This is a genomic window from Propioniciclava sp., assembly GCF_036744435.1.
Taxonomy (GTDB): Bacteria; Actinomycetota; Actinomycetes; order Propionibacteriales; family Propionibacteriaceae; genus Propioniciclava.
Map to the genome: position 1 here is coordinate 1 of NZ_DAIOIA010000006.1, position 19,365 is coordinate 19,365.

The 19,365-nt window shown below is 69.4% G+C and carries 16 protein-coding genes; 6 read left to right on the plus strand and 10 right to left on the minus strand.

The window, feature by feature from the left end; all coding sequences use genetic code 11:
* Positions 1-555: 555 nt before the first annotated feature.
* From V7E09_RS01495 to V7E09_RS01510, 4 genes are all read left to right on the plus strand, one after another.
* Entirely contained in the window at positions 556-1,626 is a 1,071-nt protein-coding gene (locus V7E09_RS01495) for a YeeE/YedE family protein (RefSeq protein ID WP_324511051.1), read from the plus strand.
* 69 nt (positions 1,627-1,695) lie between these two features.
* Complete coding sequence (locus V7E09_RS01500) at positions 1,696-2,019, plus strand: sulfurtransferase TusA family protein (RefSeq protein WP_324511052.1); 324 nt, start codon at positions 1,696-1,698, stop codon at positions 2,017-2,019.
* Positions 2,020-2,135: 116 nt separating this feature from the next.
* Entirely contained in the window at positions 2,136-2,822 is a 687-nt protein-coding gene (locus V7E09_RS01505) for an AzlC family ABC transporter permease (protein ID WP_324511053.1), read from the plus strand.
* A gap of 55 nt (positions 2,823-2,877) precedes the next feature.
* On the plus strand, positions 2,878-3,189 hold the full coding sequence (locus V7E09_RS01510; RefSeq protein ID WP_324511054.1) for an AzlD domain-containing protein: 312 nt from the start codon (positions 2,878-2,880) through the stop codon (positions 3,187-3,189).
* A gap of 198 nt (positions 3,190-3,387) precedes the next feature.
* Here V7E09_RS01510 and V7E09_RS01515 read toward each other — a convergent pair whose 3' ends face one another.
* From V7E09_RS01515 to V7E09_RS01525, 3 genes are all read right to left on the minus strand, one after another.
* Positions 3,388-4,572 (minus strand): hypothetical protein, encoded by a 1,185-nt coding sequence (locus V7E09_RS01515; protein WP_324511055.1) that lies wholly within the window; start codon positions 4,570-4,572, stop codon positions 3,388-3,390.
* 10 nt (positions 4,573-4,582) lie between these two features.
* A complete protein-coding gene (locus V7E09_RS01520) occupies positions 4,583-6,313 on the minus strand; it encodes an outer membrane protein assembly factor BamB family protein (protein WP_324511056.1) in 1,731 nt (576 codons plus the stop codon).
* 357 nt (positions 6,314-6,670) lie between these two features.
* Complete coding sequence (locus V7E09_RS01525; protein ID WP_324522933.1) at positions 6,671-10,063, minus strand: hypothetical protein; 3,393 nt, start codon at positions 10,061-10,063, stop codon at positions 6,671-6,673.
* Between the two features lie 127 nt (positions 10,064-10,190).
* On the opposite strand from V7E09_RS01525, the gene V7E09_RS01530 reads away from it, so the two are divergent.
* On the plus strand, positions 10,191-10,472 hold the full coding sequence (locus V7E09_RS01530; RefSeq protein WP_324511058.1) for a cell division protein SepF: 282 nt from the start codon (positions 10,191-10,193) through the stop codon (positions 10,470-10,472).
* A gap of 45 nt (positions 10,473-10,517) precedes the next feature.
* Here the strand turns inward: V7E09_RS01530 and V7E09_RS01535 are convergent, their stop codons facing one another.
* The 7 genes from V7E09_RS01535 to V7E09_RS01565 all read right to left on the minus strand — a co-directional run bounded on the left by V7E09_RS01535 (position 10,518) and on the right by V7E09_RS01565 (position 18,282).
* Complete coding sequence (locus V7E09_RS01535) at positions 10,518-11,093, minus strand: FMN-binding protein (protein ID WP_324511059.1); 576 nt, start codon at positions 11,091-11,093, stop codon at positions 10,518-10,520.
* Entirely contained in the window at positions 11,090-11,827 is a 738-nt protein-coding gene (locus V7E09_RS01540; RefSeq protein WP_324511060.1) for an ABC transporter ATP-binding protein, read from the minus strand. Before V7E09_RS01540 ends, V7E09_RS01535 begins: the two co-directional genes overlap by 4 nt.
* 2 nt (positions 11,828-11,829) lie before the next feature.
* Positions 11,830-12,999 (minus strand): ABC transporter permease, encoded by a 1,170-nt coding sequence (locus V7E09_RS01545; RefSeq protein ID WP_324511061.1) that lies wholly within the window; start codon positions 12,997-12,999, stop codon positions 11,830-11,832.
* Positions 13,000-13,006: 7 nt separating this feature from the next.
* A complete protein-coding gene (locus tag V7E09_RS01550) occupies positions 13,007-14,308 on the minus strand; it encodes an ABC transporter permease (RefSeq protein WP_324511062.1) in 1,302 nt (433 codons plus the stop codon).
* 49 nt (positions 14,309-14,357) lie between these two features.
* Positions 14,358-15,671 (minus strand): DUF2318 domain-containing protein, encoded by a 1,314-nt coding sequence (locus V7E09_RS01555; RefSeq protein WP_324511063.1) that lies wholly within the window; start codon positions 15,669-15,671, stop codon positions 14,358-14,360.
* A gap of 100 nt (positions 15,672-15,771) precedes the next feature.
* On the minus strand, positions 15,772-16,398 hold the full coding sequence (locus V7E09_RS01560; protein WP_324511064.1) for an iron transporter: 627 nt from the start codon (positions 16,396-16,398) through the stop codon (positions 15,772-15,774).
* A gap of 75 nt (positions 16,399-16,473) precedes the next feature.
* Positions 16,474-18,282: an FTR1 family iron permease gene (locus tag V7E09_RS01565; protein ID WP_324511065.1), complete on the minus strand. Its 1,809-nt coding sequence runs from the start codon at positions 18,280-18,282 to the stop codon at positions 16,474-16,476.
* A gap of 155 nt (positions 18,283-18,437) precedes the next feature.
* On the opposite strand from V7E09_RS01565, the gene V7E09_RS01570 reads away from it, so the two are divergent.
* Positions 18,438-19,322 (plus strand): FAD:protein FMN transferase, encoded by an 885-nt coding sequence (locus tag V7E09_RS01570; RefSeq protein WP_324522934.1) that lies wholly within the window; start codon positions 18,438-18,440, stop codon positions 19,320-19,322.
* Positions 19,323-19,365 lie beyond the last annotated feature (43 nt).

Genomic DNA, 19,365 nt, shown 5'->3' on the forward strand with positions numbered 1-19,365 from the left:
GAGGTCTTCACGTTCGTAGGCCGCAGTCATTCAACCAACCTGCCCGGTCAGTACAACTAGCGCCGCGACCGGGTCGCCTCCCGCGGCGCACCTGCCCCCGCCGGCTGGGCAGGCGTGGTGGAGACCGCGAGCGTTCTGCGCCGAGGGCGACCCGACACGCGGCCTCGGAAAGATCCGGAAGAATCTCCTCGGCCGGGCAGTGGCCAAATCGGCGTCAAGCGTTTATGGTTGAACCCATCGTCCGGTGAAACACCGGCCCCCAAGCGAAGGATTCGCCGTCATGAGCCACATCATGGACGCCCGCCAGCCCCACGCCACCACCGGCGTGAGCATGGCCATGTGTCCTTGTTGTCTGGCCTGACCAGCACTTCTGCGCGACCACCGCGTCGCGTGACGGCGCCCCGGCACACCCCATCACCCGCAATCGGTTCACGGCTGCACCCCGCAACGCCTGATCCGCACCCCAGAGGCACCCCGCTTCTTTTCTGCGCGCCCGCATTCTTTCCTGACCCTGCGCCGCGCATTCCTGAATATTCCTGCCCCTCGAGGAGACCCATGTTGTTTACTGGATTGGCGCTCGGCGTCGCGCTGGGATTCGTGTTCCAGCGCGGCCGCTTCTGTGTGACGGGCGCCTTCCGCGACGTCTGGCTCAGCCGTTCCACCCGGTGGCTCACCGCCTTTGGTTTGGCGATCGCTGTGCAGGCCGTCCTCGTCCAATCGCTGCTCGCCGCAGGGCTCATCAAGGCGGGCGTCCCGCAGATCGCGTGGGTTGGCGTCATCGGCGGCTCGTTCCTCTTCGGCATCGGCATCGTGCTCGCCGGAGGATGCGCCACCGGCACCTACTACCGCTCCGGCGAGGGGCTCATCGGCTCCTGGACCGCGCTCATCTTCTACGCGCTGCTGGCCAGCACCATGAAGTACGGCGCCCTGAAGCCGTTCAACGACGCGGTGCTGGCACAGAAGTCCGAACTCACCACGATCCAGGGTTCGCTGGGGATCAGCGTCTGGTTCCTGGTGGCGGCCTTGGTCGCCGTCGTGGCGTGGGCGCTGGCGCGGCAGCGGAACCGGCACGTCGCCGTCATCGCCCCGACCTCGGACCGGACCGGGCTGGCCCGGTTGCTGTTCGACCGGCCGTGGAGCCCCAACGCCACCGCGGTCGTCGTCGGCGTCCTCGCGGCGGTCGCCTACCCGCTGTCGAACGCCACCGGACGCAACGCCGGGCTCGGCATCACCACCCCGTCGGCGAACATCGTCCAGTTCCTCACCACCGGCGACGCCGCGTCCATCGACTGGGGTGTGCTCTTCGTGCTCGGGCTCATCCCCGGCTCCTACCTCGCGGCCAAGCTGTCGGGGGAGTTCCGGTTGCGCGCACCCGACGCCCGCACCGCCGTCCGTGCCGTGACCGGCGGCACCCTCATGGGCGTCGGTGCGGCCCTGGCAGGCGGCTGCACCATCGGCAACTCGCTCGTCCAGACGGCCCTGTTCAGCTACCAGGGCTGGGTGGCCTTCGCGTTCACTCTCCTGGGGGTCGGGGCGGGCGCCCGGTTCTTCGTCACGACCCATCGGCGAGCGGGTGCCCAGCCGGTCCTGCTGACCCGCGACGACGACCTGGTCGGCGCCCGCTGAGTTGCACCCCTCGCCCGACTCTGCCGGAGCGTCCGCTCCCGCACCGCGCATCACTGCAGAAGGAGAACCATGTCCGTGTTCGACCGTTTCATCAAGCCGCTGATCGACCGCCCCGACCTGCCCAAGCCGCAGGCCTCCGCTCCCGCGGCGGTGGCCACCGCTGAGCCACGCCGCTACCGCCTCGACACCCTGGGGCAGGTCTGCCCGTTCCCGCTGGTGGAGGCCAAGCAGGCCATCACCCAGATCGAGTCGGGCGACGAACTCGTCATCGACTTCGACTGCACCCAGGCCACCGACTCGATCCCGAACTGGGCGGCGGCTGCCGGGCACCAGGTCACGGAGTTCGTCGCCACCGGCGACGCTGCCTGGAGCATCACGGTCCGCAAGGCCTGAGAGACCGGGTCGGGTTCCGAGTGCCTCGGGCCATCGCCGGACGTGACCCAGCGTTCCTCGAGGCCGCCCCCCGGACCCCGTCACGTGTCATCGCGTCCAGCCCCTAGCATCCAGGGGTGCCCACCGTGAACCCACCTGCCTGGTGGACGCCCGCGGTCAAGATGGGGCTGTCGATCGCCGTCGCCGTCGGGCTGTATGGCGTCTCGTTCGGCGCTCTGGCGGTGGCCGCCGGGTTGAGCGTGTGGCAGGCGTGCGCGTTGAGCGTGCTGATGTTCACCGGCGGTTCCCAGTTCGCGTTCATCGGGGTGGTCTCCGGGGGCGGGACGCTGGGCGCGGCCACCATGGCGGCCAGCCTGCTCGGCGTCCGCAACGCTGTCTACGGGGTCCAGCTCAAGGCGCTGCTGCGTCCGCGTCGGGCTGTTCGACCGGTCATGGCCCACCTGACCATCGACGAGTCCACCGCGACCGCCGTCGCCCAGCAGGAGCCCGACGAGCAGGCGCGCGGGTTCTGGACGGCCGGGGTCGGGGTGTGGCTGTTGTGGAACGCGTTCACATTCGTGGGCGCCTCCTTGGGGGAGCGGATCGGCGATCCCGCCGCGTGGGGCCTCGACGGCGCCGCGGTCGCCGCCTTCCTGGGGCTGCTCTGGCCCCGGCTCATCGGGCGGGACGCGCGCGTGATCGCGGTGGCATCCGCTTTTGTGACGCTCATTGCCGTGCCGTTCGTGCCGGCGGGCGTCCCGATCATCGTCGCCGCCGCCGTCTCGGGCGGGTTGGCCATCGTGCAGCACCGGAGGTCGCGATGACCGTCGGCGTCGGAGCGCGACCGGGGCGTGGCCGCCAGGATCGAGGGGTGGTCCGATGACGGCGATGTGGCTCTGGGTGCTGGGCGCCTGCGCCATCGCCTACCTGACGAAGCTGTCCGGCTTCCTGGTCCCGGACTCGCTGCTGGAACGCCCGTGGGTGACGACCGTGAGCGCGGGCATGACCGTGGGCCTGCTGACGTCGCTGGTGCTGGCGAACACCGTGGTGACGGGCACGTCGCTCGTCCTGGACGCCCGCCTGGTCGCCCTGGCCGCGGCAGCGATCGCCCTGTGGCTGAAGGCCCCCTACCTGGTGGTCGTCGTGGTGGGCGCCGCCGCAGCGGCCCTCACCCGCCTGGCTGGCTTCTAGCGCCGAGGACTGAGGCGAGCCCCGCCGAGGACTGAGGTTACGCCCGCCGAGGACTGAGGGTAGACCCGCCGAGGACTGAGGGTAGACCCGCCGAGGACTGAGGGTAGACCCGTCGAGGACTGAGGCTGCGTTCGCCGAGGACTGAGGTTGGGCCCGTCGACGACCTGCATAGTGCGGACGCGTCACGGAGGAGCCCGCTCAGGGAAGCCGAGGCCCGACCCGGACGCCGTCGGCGCCAGGCGCCCGGGACCACACGCCCGCCAAGCCCGCCCAGACGGCCGCCAGCGCGATCAACGGGACGGCCACGGCGACCACCCGCGCGTCCTCCACCCGGGTGAGGAACGCACTCCCCAAGCCGACCGCCGATAGCCCGCACAACCACGCGATCGTCTCCGCGCGACTGAGACCGAGCAAGGCGTGCTGCAGCAGCAGCCAACCGGCGGCCAGGATCCCCATCGCGAGCGCGGCGGGCACCCACGGGACGGCCAACCGCCACGTCACCCACGCCACGACGACCACCGCGACCGTCGCCCCCAGCAGCCAGCCGGACGCCGTCACGCCCGATGTCCGCGACACCACCCGCTGCGCCACCAGGTCGTCGGCGGGCTCGCCCCACGCGTCCACGCCGCGCCACCAACCCCCCGCCGAGGACAGCCGTGCCCGTCCCGACACGGTGACGAGCCGACGGGTCAGCGTCCAGATGACGTCGAGACCGACCACTGCCACCGGCGCCCACACCATCGCCGGGGACGCGTTCGCGATCCACGCGTATACGCCCAGCGCCACCGCGACCGCCCCCAACGCGGGCCCCAGCACCACCTCGTCCCAGGCGCGAGGCGGCCACAGCACCAGCGGCACGATCGCGGCGATCGCCACCACCGACAGGGACGCTAGCCCTGGCGTCGGCAACCCTGCCGCCACCACGAGCAGCCAGACGGCACCCAGCAACCCCAGCGCGGACGGCGTCCGTGGTGCCCCCGACCGCTGCGCGGCCGACGTAGCGAACACGATGACGGCGAACGCCGCCACCGAGGCGGCCGCCGCCAGGACCGCGCCCGACGCGAACAGGTCGCCGCGGCGCCACTCGGCCACCATGGCCGCGCCCAGCACCAGACTGCTCCCGGCCAGCCGCCAGCATCGGTGCAATCCCAGCGCCGCGCCGAGCGCCTCGACCACGCAGGCCACCAGGGTGGCCGCGGGGAGCAGAAGAGCCAGATTGGTCGCCGAACCGGACGCCCACAGCGTCACCAGCCCAGCAGCGAGGCCGACGGGCAACGCCAGCCCGCCGAGGCGTCCTCCGAGCGCCCCGGCGCGCGGCAAGAGGAGGAGGGACGCAGCGCTGACGAGCAGAGCGACCACCGCGGCCAGGAGGGATCCCATCATCGTGTCCGCCTCAGCTCAGCTTGATGCCGTAGATCTTCTGGTTGTACGAGGCGACCACGAGCATGTCGTTGTAGACCGCCACCGACGCCTCGATGTTCTTGCCCAGCGACAGGGTCGAGTAGTCGCGTCCGTCCACGGGGTTGAACAGGTGGAGGACCCCGTCGGAGTCACCGAACACGCCGTACTGGTGGCCGTCGGTCCCCGAGACGAGCACCGGCGAGCTCCACGAGTACTTGCTGAGGCTGCGCGACCACGCCACCTGACCGGTGACCCGGTCCAGCGCGATCAGTGTGCCCTCGGACGGTGACGTGGTGCGTCCGACGTTGTAGAACACCAGGTCGGCCACCTCGCCCTGGCCGAGCAACGACGTGGCGAGCACGCCACCCTTCACGTGGAAGTCGAACATGGTGGGGACGGTGTGATCCCAGACGACATCGCCGGTGAGGCCGTCGACCTTCACCAGATGGGCGAGTTGGCCCTGCCGCTTCACCCCCGACTGCGCCACCGAGGTGCCCGTGTACAGGTAGGGGTGGCCGTTCTCGACACCCAGCACGGGGGTGGTATCGGAGTCGTTGCCGAGCGAGAGTTGCCGCGCCCACACGATCTGCAGCGTGGTCGCGTCCCAGCAGATCAGGTTCCCGTCGTTGTCGCCCGCGTACATCAGGTTCTTCCAGGCGGAGGTGGAGCTCTCGATGCCGTACTGGAAGGCGTAGGGGTGCCGGTACGTCATCTTGGTGATCGTCGGGTCGACCGAGACCGTCTTGGCGGCGGCGTCGAAGGACGAGTTCAGCTTCGCCTGATAGATGACGCCGTTCTCGCCGGGCTCGATCAGGGTGTCGGAGTGCGCGTCGACGAGCGCCGAGGAGTCGAAGGCGCCCCATCCGGTCGGGTTCTTGCGTCCGGACACCTCGTCGGTGCCGCTGATGTGGGCGACCTGCTTGTTCTGGATCAGGTCGAAGATGCGGTACTCGAACGGGCCGCTCCGGTCGCCATCCTCATTGAGGCCCTGACCGGCGTACAGCAGCGGATATCCGCGGGGATCGATCGAGCCGGTGCCCTTGAACCCCCACTGACCCTCCATCGGGGGTTTGGTCTCCTGTCCGGTCGCCAGGTCGAGGCGGTACACGTGCCCGTCGAACACCGGGTAGATCACTTCGGTGAAGTTCGGGTCGGAGACCTGGCTTGCGCTCAGGCTCATCGCGGCCTTCGTGGCCTGTGGCCAGTTCACCAGGAGCGGCTGGCCGGTCCAGCCGGCACCGGGGAAGTAGCTCCCCTCGGCGTTGACGGCGCCGATGTCGTGCGTCCAGGCGATGCTCATCGTCTTGGTGGTGAGATCTGCCTGCCCGTAGGTGGGGGCGGTTCGAGCGTTGTTGCCGCGCCACGCCAGGACGCCGGGAACCGTCGTGTAGTCGGACGGATCGCCCCAGGAGACGGGCTCGGCGGCGGTGTGGTCGGTGAGCGGGGTGGAGTTCTGGTCGAACACCTGCCAGGAGATGTCGCCGTCGGTCCCCAGGAGCGGGCGCGTCGCGCTTCCCTCGGCTGTGCGTCCCGGGGGTGTGTACCCGGGGAGTTGATCCAGGGGGATCGGCGTCCGATCGAACGAGGCGCCGCCGGGGGCGATCCCGGCGTGGGGCCGGGTTCCGGTCGTGATCGGGTCGGTGCCGCATCCGGTCAGCGTCAGGACGCCGAGGACGATCAGACCGGCGAGCGCTCGCGTCGGACGTTTCCCGAACCGTTCCATGCCTGCTTCCTCTCCTGGGACGTCCCCAGGTCGCCGCTGTCACCCTACCCACGCGCGCTGACGCGGCCGGACGGGGTGGGCGTGGGCCGCGCGGCGGCGTGCCGCTCAGTCCTCGACGGCCTAGACCTCAGTCCTCGGCGGAAGAAGCTCAGTCCTCGGCGAGCACAGGCTCAGTCCTCGGCGAGCGGAGGCCCAGTCCTCGGCGAGCGGAGGCTCAGTCCTCGGCGGACGGCGGACGGCGGACGGGGGACGGCGGACGCCCGCGGGCCGGACCGGGGGGATCCGACGCCGCGGGCGTCCGTCATGCGGGGGAGACCGGTTGCGGTGACTGGCCGGGGCCGCACCGCAACCGGGTGGTTACTGCGCCAGCGGCTGGCGTCCGATCGTGCCGACCAGGGACGCCCGGTACTCGGGGGCACCCAGCGCCTCGATGGACGCGTCGATCTCGGCCAGACGCTCGGCCAAGCCGAGACGCGTGGCCGTCTCGCGGTTGGGATCCTGACCCAGGAAGTGCCGCAGATCGTGGGCGCTGCGCTCCTGGTGGGCCAGTTCCTCGTCGCGCTTGGCGTCGAGGCGGGCGGCGTACCAGTCGGAGCCGAGCACGGACTCGCGGCTGAACTGGTCACGGAAGGCGGCGTCGTCGAGGGTGAGCCCCTCAGCCGTCGTCCCCGTCTCCATGATCTCCAGCAGGCCCTTCAGCGGCGGGATGGCCGCCGAGACGGTGCCGTCGTCGAAGTAGGCCTGCGCGACCCGCTGGTGGGTCTTGACGATGATCGCCATCGACTCGGCGAAGGTGTCCATGTCCTGCAGTTCCGGCTTGAGCATCGGCGGCGTGAACACGACGTCCGGGTGCAGGAAGATCCGGCCGAAGAACTGCGTCGTGAACGCCTCGTTCATCCGGTAGCCCAGACGGCTCGCCAGCACCTTCTCACCGTTGTGGTCGAAGTCGGCCATCCGCTCCAGGTAGCCGTTCTCGATCAGCGACCGGGCGTCCCGCTCGGCCGGGGACATCCGGGAGAAGATCTCCGGCACCAGCAGCGAGAAGTCGTGGTCGATCCGCATCTTCGGGCCGATGGTGCCCGCCGAGGAGAGCCAACCGTCGTAACCGGTCAGCGCGAAGCTGAGGAACGCGGCGTTGAGGTCGTAGATGGCGGGCAGGGCGTTGAACGGCCCCTTCGTCATCGCGCCCTCGGACCCGGCACCGGTCGTGGACGGGGACTTGCCCGTCATGGAGCTGATGAACTCCATGAACAGCTCCGGCAGTTCCATGTAGTGCAGCGGGTTGTAGGTGCACAGCGGCGGGACGCCCGGCTCGGCCGCATTGTTGCGGCGGCCCGCGGCCACGATGTCGACCGGTGCCAGGCACTGGTCGCTCAGCGACACCCGGCGCAGCAGGTGCAGCGCCACGTCGGCGGACGCGGTCGCCTCCGGGTTCGACAGGTCGGGACGCACCTGCAGGTACCGCGGGTTCTTCGACCGCTTGCCGTTCACGAGCCGCGGCTCGGCCGAGCACGCGAAGTACTCCGGCGACGTGCCGTCGGGCAGGGACGCCGCCTGCTCGATCAGGTCAGCCATCGGCTCGGTGAACTCCGACTGCGCCTGGACGTCCTCCACCATGGCGCGCGCGTCGGCGTGCGTCAGCGGCTGGAAGTTCGAGATGAACGTGCCCGGACGGGCCATGTCCTTCTCGGTCTGCTTGTCGTAGCCGCGGTGGATGGCGTCGTCGGGACGCTGGAACAGCAGCCGCTCGCAGTTTTGGACGACCTTACGGGACAACTCGGGGGACACCTCCGCCGCGGGCAGCGTCGCACCCGGCACCACCGTGGACGCGGTGATGTCGTCCTCGGACTGCACCTTGGCGGCGGCGGAGAAGTCGGGGCGCAGGCTGAACAGCCGCCACGACCCGTCGGCCTCGAAACCGACGCGCAGGTAGTTGGCGACGATCTCGGCGCCATCCAGGCGGACCTCGTTGCCTTCGCGGCCGTTCAGCATCATGACGCTGAAGTGCTTGCGCCACTCGGTGCCCCACTCGGGCTTGTAGAACCGCTTGACCGTGAACAGCAGTTCCTTGATGTGCTCGGGCAGCGTGGCCAGGTAGGCGTTGTGCCCTGCGGAGAACCGGCTGGACGGCGTGAACAGCTTGATGACCGAGCCCAGCGAACGCTCCGGCGACAGGATGCCGCGGTGATCGACCCCGTTGCGAGCCGGGTTGGCGAACCGGTCGGTGTACTCGCCGTCGATCAGGGCCTGGACCTGGTCCATGTCGGCCTCGAAGTCGGCGGTGTAGACCGTGCCGAACACGAAGGCGTCCAGGATCGACTTGCTGATCTCCGACTTGCCGCCGCCGGACACCGTCGCGGGCTTGTGGCAGTGCGTCGGCGTCGGGACGGTGCCGACCAGGTGCCACTGACGGCGGTCGGTCTCGCGATGCTTGGCGTGCACCCGGTAGCCGTTGGGCAGCATGTAGGTGTGATCGGCGAGCAGCGCGATGCTGCTGGTCCCCTCGGCGGTCGGCCAGCTGATGGTCTGCTCGCGCATCGAGAAGGACGCCCCGCGCGGCACCACGGTGATGTGCGGCCATGCCCGCACGATGGCGTGGCCCTCAGGCTGGACGTCGAACGCCTCGGGATCCCGGGCGACCGCGTCGGCCAACTCGTAGCCCTCGGGCGTCCGGTCGTCGACCCAGTCGGTGCCCAGGTTGTAGGCCGGGAACACCACGGCGCCGCCGGCGTGCTCCTCCTCGGCGTTGCCGTACAGGTTCGCCGCGTAGGAGATCTGGGTCTTGACCTCCTTCTTGCAGTAGCCGAAGTAGTTGTCGGCGATGACGGTCGCGATGACGCCGCGGGCGTCACGCAGGCACAGCTTGAACGCCTGGCCGCCGTTGTAGCGCTCGTCCTCGGTCGTCCAACACTGGCCGTCGCGCTTCTGCCGCTCGGTGGCCTCGCTGACGTGGGGCATGCCCAGCGCCTTCTTGGTGAGCTTGGTCAGGTGCGGGGCGAGCACGACCAGGCCGGTGTGGCCGGTCCAGTGCTCGGGATCCAGCGAGGAGTCGTTCTCGGGCAGGTACGGATCCCCGGCGTTGCCGAAGATGGACTCGACGAAGTCGAGGTTGGCCACCATGCCACCGGGCACGATGAAGCGGACCTCGAGGCTCTTCTCGGTGGTCACCCCGTCGACGTGGGGGACGACGGTGGGACGCAGCAGCAGCGACACGAAGCACTCGGCCGGGCGTTCGGCGTCGGAGGACCACGGCAACTGCAGGGCCTCGGCCGGCGCGTCGAACGCGGCGGCGAAGATACGGGCAGCGACATCGCGATCGACGGCGATCTTCTCGTCGGGGATCGGCAGCCCGCCCTCGGCGAGGTGGAAGACGCCCGCGGTGGTGCGGCGGTCGTTGGCGGGGTTGTGCAGGACGCCGTTGAGGAGCCGGTAGCTCGACAGCAGTTCCGAGCTGAACGCGTCACCGTGAACGGGGAGCGACAGTTCCCGAGCCATGCCGGGCTGGTCCAGGACCAGGGTGCGGCGGGGGAGTTGCGGTGAAGCGGAGGTGCCGCTGAGGAAGTCGTCCAAGAACGACTGGATCCGCTGATCGACGGGGCTCAGGCGCTCCGAGAGGCGGCGAGACATCTCGCGCTGGCGGGCCAGAAGCGGCGCGATGGTGCGGTCATTGGCCAAGTCGTCGGCATCCACGAGGGGCTGCCCGAGCAGGGCGAGTCGAAGGTTGATGGCGGCCGTAGAGGGAGCTTCCATATGACCATTTTCCCCTCTCAGGCCGGGCATGGGCGCATATTTCACAACGTTGGCAACCTCGGCCGCGCGTGGTTGCCCTGGCAAGGCGCGGTGATCTGGAAGACTGACGCAGGAGAGGAGTCCCGTGATGGCGCAGCCCCGCAGCATCGTCGTGTTCCACCCGACGTCCTACCGAGAATCCCGTGCGGTCGGTGAGCACTTCCGGGCAGGCGACGTCGTGGTGCTGGACCTGACGGCGATGGAGGCCGAGCCGATGCACCGGCTGGTCGATTTCGTGTCCGGGCTCGTGTTCGGGTTGCAGGGCAACATCGACCGGGTGAGCGCCTATGTGCTGGTTCTCGCCCCTCCCGGGGTCACGGCGATCGACGATGTCGAACACCTGACGGGCTCCTTCTACAACCAGAGTTGAGCCTGGTGGGGGCCACTCGGGTGACGCCCCGGGCGCCCGAGCGTCTCACCCCTTCGGCGTGGCAGCCTCCGAGGCCTGTCTGCGAATGGCGTCGAGCGCCTTGTTGAACGTGGCGGAGGTCTTGGAGGCACCCGCGACGACGTCGATGTGGGCGTCGTCGATGACCCTGCCCTCCACCACGCCGCGAATCGCCGCAACGAAGTCGCTTTGGAAGCGGGCCGACTGAGGCAGCAGCGCGTCGCCGGTGACGGTCGCGTCGGTGATGACGCCGTCGGCCACGGTGAGCGTGACGTGGACGGCGTCCTCCTTGACCGGGCCGTATCGCTCGCTGGCCGAATAGGTGCCATTCGCGTAGGGGCCGCTGATGCCGTCTCCCGAGTGGTCACCGCTCTCATCGGCGTCGCTGGCCCAGTAGGCCGGGTCCCCGCTGGAGCTGGCCGTGGCACGGGACGCGCGTCCGGCGTACTCATCATCGGCGGGGACGGCGGTCTGCGAGCAGGCGGCCAGGCCCGAGCCCACCAGGGCCGTACCGACCACCGCGATCGCGGCGAGCCTCCCCGCACGGGACGGGGCGGCGTCGGGGGAGGCCGACCGGGTCTGAGGGTTCGGTGTGGCCGTCATCGGGCGCCCGCGCTCAGATCCGAGCCCTGGCCGAGCTGGCTCGCCGCGGCGGCCTCGCGGGGCCGAATCGCGCCGGGCTCGTTGATCTGGTCGCTGACCAGGCGACCGTGGTCCAGGAGAATCTGGCGCTGCCCGCAACTGGCCACGTAGGCGTCGTGGGTCACGACGATCAGTGTCGTCCCCTCGGCGTGCATCTTGCGGAACAGATCCAGGGCCAGCTGCTCGTTCGCCTCATCGAGGTTGCCGGTCGGCTCGTCGGCCAGCACCAGTCGTGGCCGGTTGATCAGCGCGCGCGCGATGCACACCCGCTGCTGCTCGCCGCCGGAGAGCTGGCTGGGGAGGTGGTGGGCACGCTCGGCGAGGCCCACGTCGGCCAGTGCTGCCAAGGCCTCATTCTTGTCGGTCTTGGAGTGGTAGTACTGGGCCACCATCACGTTCTCGAGCGCCGTGAGGTGCGGGACAAGGTGGAACTGCTGGAACACCAGCCCGATCACGTTCGTGCGCACGGTCGTCAGCTGCGAGGCGTCGAGGGCGGCGAGATCGCGGCCCTCCAACAGCACCTTGCCCTCGGAGGGGGAGTCCATGCACCCGATGATGTTCATCGCGGTGGTCTTGCCCGAGCCGGAGGACCCGACGATGGACAGCCACTCACCCTCGGGGACGTCCAGGCAGAAGTCATCGAGCGCGCGCAGCGTCCCGTAGACCTTGGAGACGTGAGACAAGGACAAGAACATGGTCAATCCTCCCTGAGGACAACAGCGGGTTCGAAGCGAGAAGCCCGCCGGACGGGTGAGAAGGCGGCGAGCGCGGCGACCAAGGCGGCCACCAAGACGGAGCCGAGCGCCATCAGCGGCTCGAACCCGACGGCACGATTGAAGACGCCGAGTGAGACGATCTGCGCGAGTCCGTAGCCGATCGCCGTGCCGACGATGCCCCCCAGGAGGCCGTAGGCGATGGCCTCGGTACGGAACTCCCGGGCGATGTGCCGGTTGGAGGCTCCCAGTGCCTTGCGCAGCCCGATCTCTTGGCGACGTTCGGAGACGATGACGGTCATCGTGGTCGAGACTCCGACCAAGGTGAGTGTGAGCACGACGATCGAGACGACCCAGAACAAGGTCGTCAGCATGCTGATGATGCGCGTGTCCGCGGTCGTGATCTTCGAGACGGGACGAGCGGAGACAGTCGCATCGCTGGCCAGTACTTCGGCGATGACCTGATCCATCGACACGGCCGAGGTGTCGACCGAGAACTCCACGACATCCCAGCCACGTTCCTGCTGGGTCAGCGTCGCCACGTCGGCGACGGTGGTGTAGACGATCGCGTCCTCCTCGGCGCCCGTCTGCACGATGCCAGCCACCCGAAGCTGAACCTGGCGGGCGTTTGCGCTGCTGGTGCTGGTTCCGGTGAGCGAGTCCGAGGCGACCTGTTCGATGGTCACCACCGAACCGACCTGAAGTCCGGTGGCCTGGGCGACGTCCACCCCGACCAAGGCCTCGCCCGCCTGCGGCCAGCGCCCGTCCACGTCCCAGTGCCTGTTGAGGGACTCGGCCTGGGAAACCTCGATCCCCGCCAGCAGGTAGGGGGTGCGGTTGATACGTACGTTCTCGTAGCGGTAGCCGGCGGAGCGCGCAGGGACATCTCGGGTGACGACGCCGACGATGGCGTCGCCTTGCTGAGAGGTGATCTCGGCGTGAGCGTCGCCGGCGGCGACGGGGACCACCACCAGGTTCGCCCCGAACTGCCGGATCTCGGCGCTCATCTGGGCCGGCACCGCTAGGCAGACCGCCATGAGGCAGAACATCGTCGCAGCCCCGACCGCGGAGGAGACCACGGCCATGACCGCCCGAGAGCGCCGCCGGATCATCGCCGCGAACAGCATCCGCCAGAACATCATCTGATGCGACACCGTGCCCTCACCTCCGCCGTAACGCGGTCGCGGGCTCCAGGCGGAGGATCGATCGCATCGATTGCGCCGTCGCCGCCAGCAGGACGACTCCGATCAGGATCGCCACCAAGACATAAACCATGGGCCGCATCGCCACCAGGGAGCCGAACACGAGGTACCCGACGAGCTGGGCGAGCCCGGAGCCGATGAGGGCGCCCGCCACCGCCCCCAGCAGGCCGACGGCGCCGGTCTCCAGCAGAATGAGCCGGTTGATCGAGGTGGTGGTGGCGCCGAGCGCCTTGAGCAGGGCGAGTTCACTGGTCCGCTCCACCAGCGAAGCTGCGGTCAGCGACGCGATGGCCAGGGCCGCCGCCACGAGGGACAGCACCGTCATCAAGATCATCAGGGCTTGCGTCTTCTCCAGCACGCTGCCCTCCACGGCCGCCACCTGGCGCACCTGCTTGGCGACGGCACCGGGGACGACCTCCTCGATCTGATAGGTGATCGAGGAGGGGTACGCCGTGCAATACCAGATCTCCCACTCCGACCGGGTGAGGGCAGCGGGGTTGCGGGCCGCCTTCCGGGATAGGTCGTTCTCGGGGGTGGTCAGCGCCTTCACCTCGATGGAGCCGATCCGTCCCGGCTGGCCGACCACCGCCTGGAGGACGTCGAGGGAGACGTACGCGGCGTCGTCGTCATCGTCACCGGAGACGTAGGTGCCGACCACCTCGACGGTCCGGGTCTCGTTGCCGGAGCCGATCGTCATGGTGGCGCCGGTGCTCAGCCCGAGCGCGTGGGCCAGGTTCTGACCCACGACGGCCTGCGCTGCGCCATCGACCGGCCACGTTCCGTTCAGCGTCCACCAGGGGCGCATCGTGCTCACCCCGGCGACCGTCTGCTCGCCGGTGGCCAGGTCGAGTTGCTTGTCGAACCAGGTTCCGACCACGCGGGCCGTCGTGGTGGCGGGATCCGCTGCGGTGCCATCCCCGCTTGTCACCGAGACGTGCTGCGAGAAGGTGGGGGTGAAGTCGACGATGTTGTAGGCCCAGAAGATCGTCTTGATCCGGGGCACGTCGGCCTCGTCCAGTGAGGACGTGACGTCGGGGGCGTCTCCGGTCTGATAGAGGTCGGAGATGATGGCGTCCGCTTTGGGCTGGACGACGATGTTCGAACCGTAGGCGGTCAGCTCGGCGCTCAGCTTGTCCCCGACGTCGAACACGACGCCGAGCATCGCCACGGACACGGAGGTGGCCAGGGCCACAGTGGCGGCGATCAGCCCCCGTCGCCGCACCTGACGCCTCAGCGAGCGGCGCACCATCGTCAGCAACATGGGAACCACGCCCTTCCCGACGTGTCGTGACCTCGGGTGGGGATGGCGCTCATGCGAACACCGACGCGAGGGAGTCCAAGGTGGTGGTCTCGATCTCGATGGCGCCCAGCGACACGACGAAGTCCACCGGGATCGGGTTGCAGCCACCGCGGAAGCCAATCGTCGCCAGGTTGATGGCGACGTCGCAGGCCTTGCAGATGATCTTGCCGTCCCGCTCGAAGTACCCCACCGGCCCGCAGGATTCGCAGGCGTCCAACGCCACGCCGTAGGCGCCGCCGCTCTTGCGGACGATGATGAACCGCATGGCGGTGCCGTCGGCCGCGGTGTAGGCGTACCGGTGGAGGTGTCCGTCCTCGACGCTGGTGACGGGGATGGAGGCGCGGCCCTCGCGCAGGGTGAACGGCTCGGGCTCGGACAGCGTCACCTTCTGATCGAGTTGCTTGGCCCCGACGGTGAGGGTGAGGGTCACCAGGGCAAACCCCGCAGCGGAGGCCAGCACCCATCGACGGGTGTGGGTCGCGCTGGCCTGCGCCAGCCGTTCCTGGGCGGGATTCTCGGCCAGTGGACGCTCGCGCAGCGTGTGGGCCGCCGCGAGGAGCAGGGGGACCAGGAGCAGTGCGGACGCGAGGATCACGGCGAACGACTGCGAGTTCACGGCCCACGCGAGGAACCGGAACGCGGCACCGCTGAGCTGAATCCGGTGCGCGGCGTGCAGGAGTTGGAGCAAGGAGGTCAGGTGGACGAGGGCGGTGAGGGCGGCCAGCGTGACGGCCGTCCAGCCGAAGACGCGCTGGGGCGCCAGGGCACCGGCGCGCCGGAACACGTAGGCGACCAACCAGACGGCGCCCCACCCCAGCAGGAAGCCGAGCACGCGCAGCATCATGGTGGAGCTGGCGACGGTCTCGCCGGGCTCGATGAAACTCGCCAGTTGCAGGATCACATCGGGGCTGGCACGGAAGAACGTCAAGGCGATCGCGACGCACGCCACGTAGTTCGCCACCTCGAGCAGCCGCGGGTGCGCCGTGCTGTCCGGGGCGTCCTGCCAGGGCTGCCTGCGATCAGATCCAGCCCGCGGTGTCGTCCGGGCAACCCGCGCGAGCATGATCACCAGGGCGAGATCGACGGCGACGCAGGCGGTGAGGGTGACCAGGGTGATCGTCGTGCGGGATTCGAGGACGGCGGTCGAGCGGAGGATGGCGAACACGGCACCGGCCACCAGACCGAGCAGCGCGGCCAGGCGGCGATGACGACCGCGACCGGATCGGTCATGGTCGGTGCCCCCGCTGAGCGCGACCGAGCAGGCCGCCATCAGGAGGAATGGCAGTGCCATCCCGGCCACCACCGACACGAAACGCTCCAGCATTGCGCCCTTCCTCAACCTTGCTTGCGGATGCCACTGTCATGCGGGGCGGCGAGTCCCGTCTCGCGCAGCGCGAGAAGGGACTCGACCGCCAATGTCGTCCTCACCACTCCTGGGGCGTGTAGTTCCAGTTCCACGTGGCCTCGATGGGCGTGGTCCAGTAGCGGCCTTCGACGCCGGTCTCCGGATCGACGTGCAGCATCCAGCCGTTTTCCGCGGGGGAGTGGATCGAGAACGTCACCTTGTATTCACCCGCTTCGTCGAGCTTGACGTTCGCGCCGTAGTGCGGGCCGTCGGAGGCGTTCATCGTCATGAACGTGCCGCTGGAGACGACGTCGCCCGAGCTCGCCTGGGTGATCGAGTAGTCGACGGTGAGGCCGGGGATGAAGTCACCGACGCCGTAGCCGAGCTTGTTGTCGGCCATCGCCGCAATGTCGGCTTCCAGGTGGAAGCTCGACTGCGAGGCGGACAGCCCCATCCCGGAGGGCTCCATGTCGATGGGCTGGAAGTACACCCCTGCGACACTGAGCGGGAAGAGCTCCTGGTCGTCGCCGATCGGGAACTCCTCGAATCCGGCCGCGTCGCTGGTAGCGGCCGTGGTGGCCCCGGTGGCGGCGGACGTGCTGGTCGGCGCAGGGGCGGAGGCGCTCGAGCAGCCAGTCAGGGCCAGCGCGAAGGCGAGGGTCAAGGTGCCGGTCGCGGCTGCGATGCGGCGGGTGCTGATTGACATGTCAGGTGTCCATTTCATTCGGTGGGGGCCCGCGAGGGCCGGGCGGTGGGGAAGGACCGGGGGAACCCCCGGGGTCTAGGAGTCGTGTGGGGTGGTGCCGGTGATCGCCCCGGCAGCGGCAGCGCCGTCGGCCGCCGGGCTGGCAGCGGCGTCGGCGGGTTGGGTCGGCATCGGGTCGCCCTCGGACGGGCGTGGAGCGGGGCCGGAGCGTCGCATGCGCAGAATGGAGATCGTGGCCAAGACGGCCAGCGCCACCAGTGCGAGCCCCTGCGCCAGGAGGGTCTCGCGATAGGGATAGAGGCCGATGAAATCGACCGTGGGCATGCCGGGCAGGTAGGTGCCGCTGATGACGTCGCCCTCGATGAAGGAGTGAATACCGCCTCCGGCGAACACCACCACGAGCAGCGCCATGAAGATCGACGTGACCGAGAAGAACTGCCGGACGGGGATCTTCACCGACGTGACGCGGATCAGCACGAACACCAGGAACAGGACGACCGCCGCCGCGGCGAATCCGGCCAGGAATCCCACGCCGCCGTCGGATCTCGATCCGATCAGCGCCTGGTAGAGCATGACCGTCTCGGCCCCTTCGCGGAACACGGCGAGGAAGGCCAGTCCCGTCAGGGCGCCGACTGATCCGCTGGACAGCGACTGGCTGGTCTTGTCCTTGATGTACGCGTTCCAGGACGATGCGGACGACTTGGTCAGCATCCAGTTGCTCGTCAGCAGCAGCATGACCATGGCGATCATCGCCGTGACGCCCTCGAGCATCTCCTGGCGAGCGCCCGCGGCGTCCAGCACCACGTTGAAGACGAACCACACCGCCACCGAGGCGGCCAGCCCTGCCAGCACCCCGAGGTAGATGTAGCGCACCTTGTCGCGCTGTCCTGCCTTGACGAGGTAGGCGATCAGCGCGGCGACCACCAGGATCGCTTCGAGGCCTTCTCGCAGCAGGATGAGGAAGGACTGGCCGAACGCGCTGGTGAAGAACGAGAGGAATGGGCTGACGTTGTCGGCCGCACCCCCGTCGAGGGCGGCGGCGTCCTCCAGCAGCATCGACTGGAGTGCCTCGACGTGCTGCGTGATCTCGGCGAGGGGCGCCTCCGCGATCATCGCTTTGCGGCTCGTCTTGAACTGGTTCTCCACTTGCGAGACGCGGTCCCCGGAGATGGCCGACATCACGGTGCGTTCGAAGCCGAGCTTCTCGTAGTACTGGTAGTAGGCCTGGTTGACGAGCTCGGAACCGCCGCGGGCGTCGCCGTTGGCCACAGCCGTGAGGGCGTTGTCGAGCAGGGCGTTCATCGTGGCGGCGACTTCGCTCCAGGTGGCACTGCCGCGTCCCTGCGAACTGTTCTGCTTCTGAGCGTCCAACTGCTCGCGCTCGGCTTGGGTCTGGGCCTGGAGGGCCGCGGCGTAGTCGCGGGGACTGGCCAGACCGGGGGTGGCGTCGAGCTGAGCCGCCGCCTCGTCGACCGAGGCGGCCAGAGCATCGACCCCGGCGCCGAGCGTGTCGCCGCCGTCAGCCCGCAGGGCGACGCGACGCAGCTCGGCGAACTTCTCGCTGTGAGTCGATTGCACCTCGGCGCCGAGGTTCTCGGAGATCGCGCGGGCCAGATTGGACGCGACGTAGTCGGTGTTGAGCGCCCGGGCGATGGCGGCGGCGGCCCCGGCGGTGTTGCCCGCGGCATGCTGGGTGACGGCGCTCGTCAGATCTGCGCGAGACTGCTGGGCCACCTCCGCCCAGGTGGACTTGTCGCTGAGTCCATCTGCCAGGGCGTGGGTGGGGAGGGAGAGGGCTGCGACGAGGATGCACAGCAACACGGCTAGTGGCAGCGTGATGCGCCGTGGCAAACGCCGGACGACGAGTCGTCGCGTGGCAGTCATGTGTGGTCCCTCCGGCCCAGAGCGGGTCTGCTCGATTCATTGCGTGGGCAGGTAAGGCTTACCTTAGTCCTGGCGGGGGCCGCGCGCGGGTCGTTTGCCAGTTCGATACGGGCAACCGGATCGGCGCCGGGTCACCCAGGGGAGAGGGAGCAGGCATGCGCTGGGAGTTTGAGGCGACGGGGACGCTGTGGGCGATCACCACGGCCCGTCCCTTGCCGCGCTCCCTCCAGCGTGCGGTGACCGAGCACGTCGAGGGTTTCGAGGCGGCGTGGTCGAGGTTTCGCCCCGACTCCTTGGTCTCTCGTGCGGCGAGCGCTCGAAGCGGGGGGACATATCGCCTGCCGGCCGGGTCGGGCCCCATGCTCGATCTCTACGACCGTCTGCACGCCCTCACCGGGGGGCGGCTCGATCCCCTGGTCGGTGGAGATCTGGTGAGGCTGGGCTACGACCCTCAGTACTCGTTCGTGGTGCACGAGGCCCCCGACGATCCCGGCAGTTCCCGCCTGGTGCGGCTGAGTTGGGCGCAGACCGTCACGCACGTCGGCGACGAGATGACCCTGCGGACCCCGGTGCTGGTCGACGTGGGCGCCGTCGGCAAGGGGCTCCTGGTCGACCAGGTGTCCGATCTGCTCCTGGCGGCGGGGTGCCCCACGCACGTGGTCGACGGATCCGGGGATCTCCGCGTCCGCGGCGGTCGCACGGTGTGCGTCGGGCTCGAGGATCCCGACGCGCCCGGCCGCATCGTCGGGTCGGTGGAGGTGCGCGAGGGCGCGATCTGCGCCTCGGCGACGACGCGGCGCGCGTGGGGGGAGGGATGGCACCACATTCTGGTCGGGCTCACCGGTCGGCCCGCCCGAGGGGTGAGCGCCTCCTGGGTCCTGGCCCCGACCTGTGCGAAGGCCGACGGGTTGTCCACGGCACTGTTCCTGGCCGAGCCCGATGCACTCGCGGAAGGCTTCGACTTCGACTTCGCCCTGCTGCGGTCTGACCGTTCCGCGCTCATCTCGCGGACGTTTCCCGGTGAGTTGTACCTCGCCTGACGGTGAGCCCGCATCGCGTCCTGGACCCGTCGCAGACGCCGTG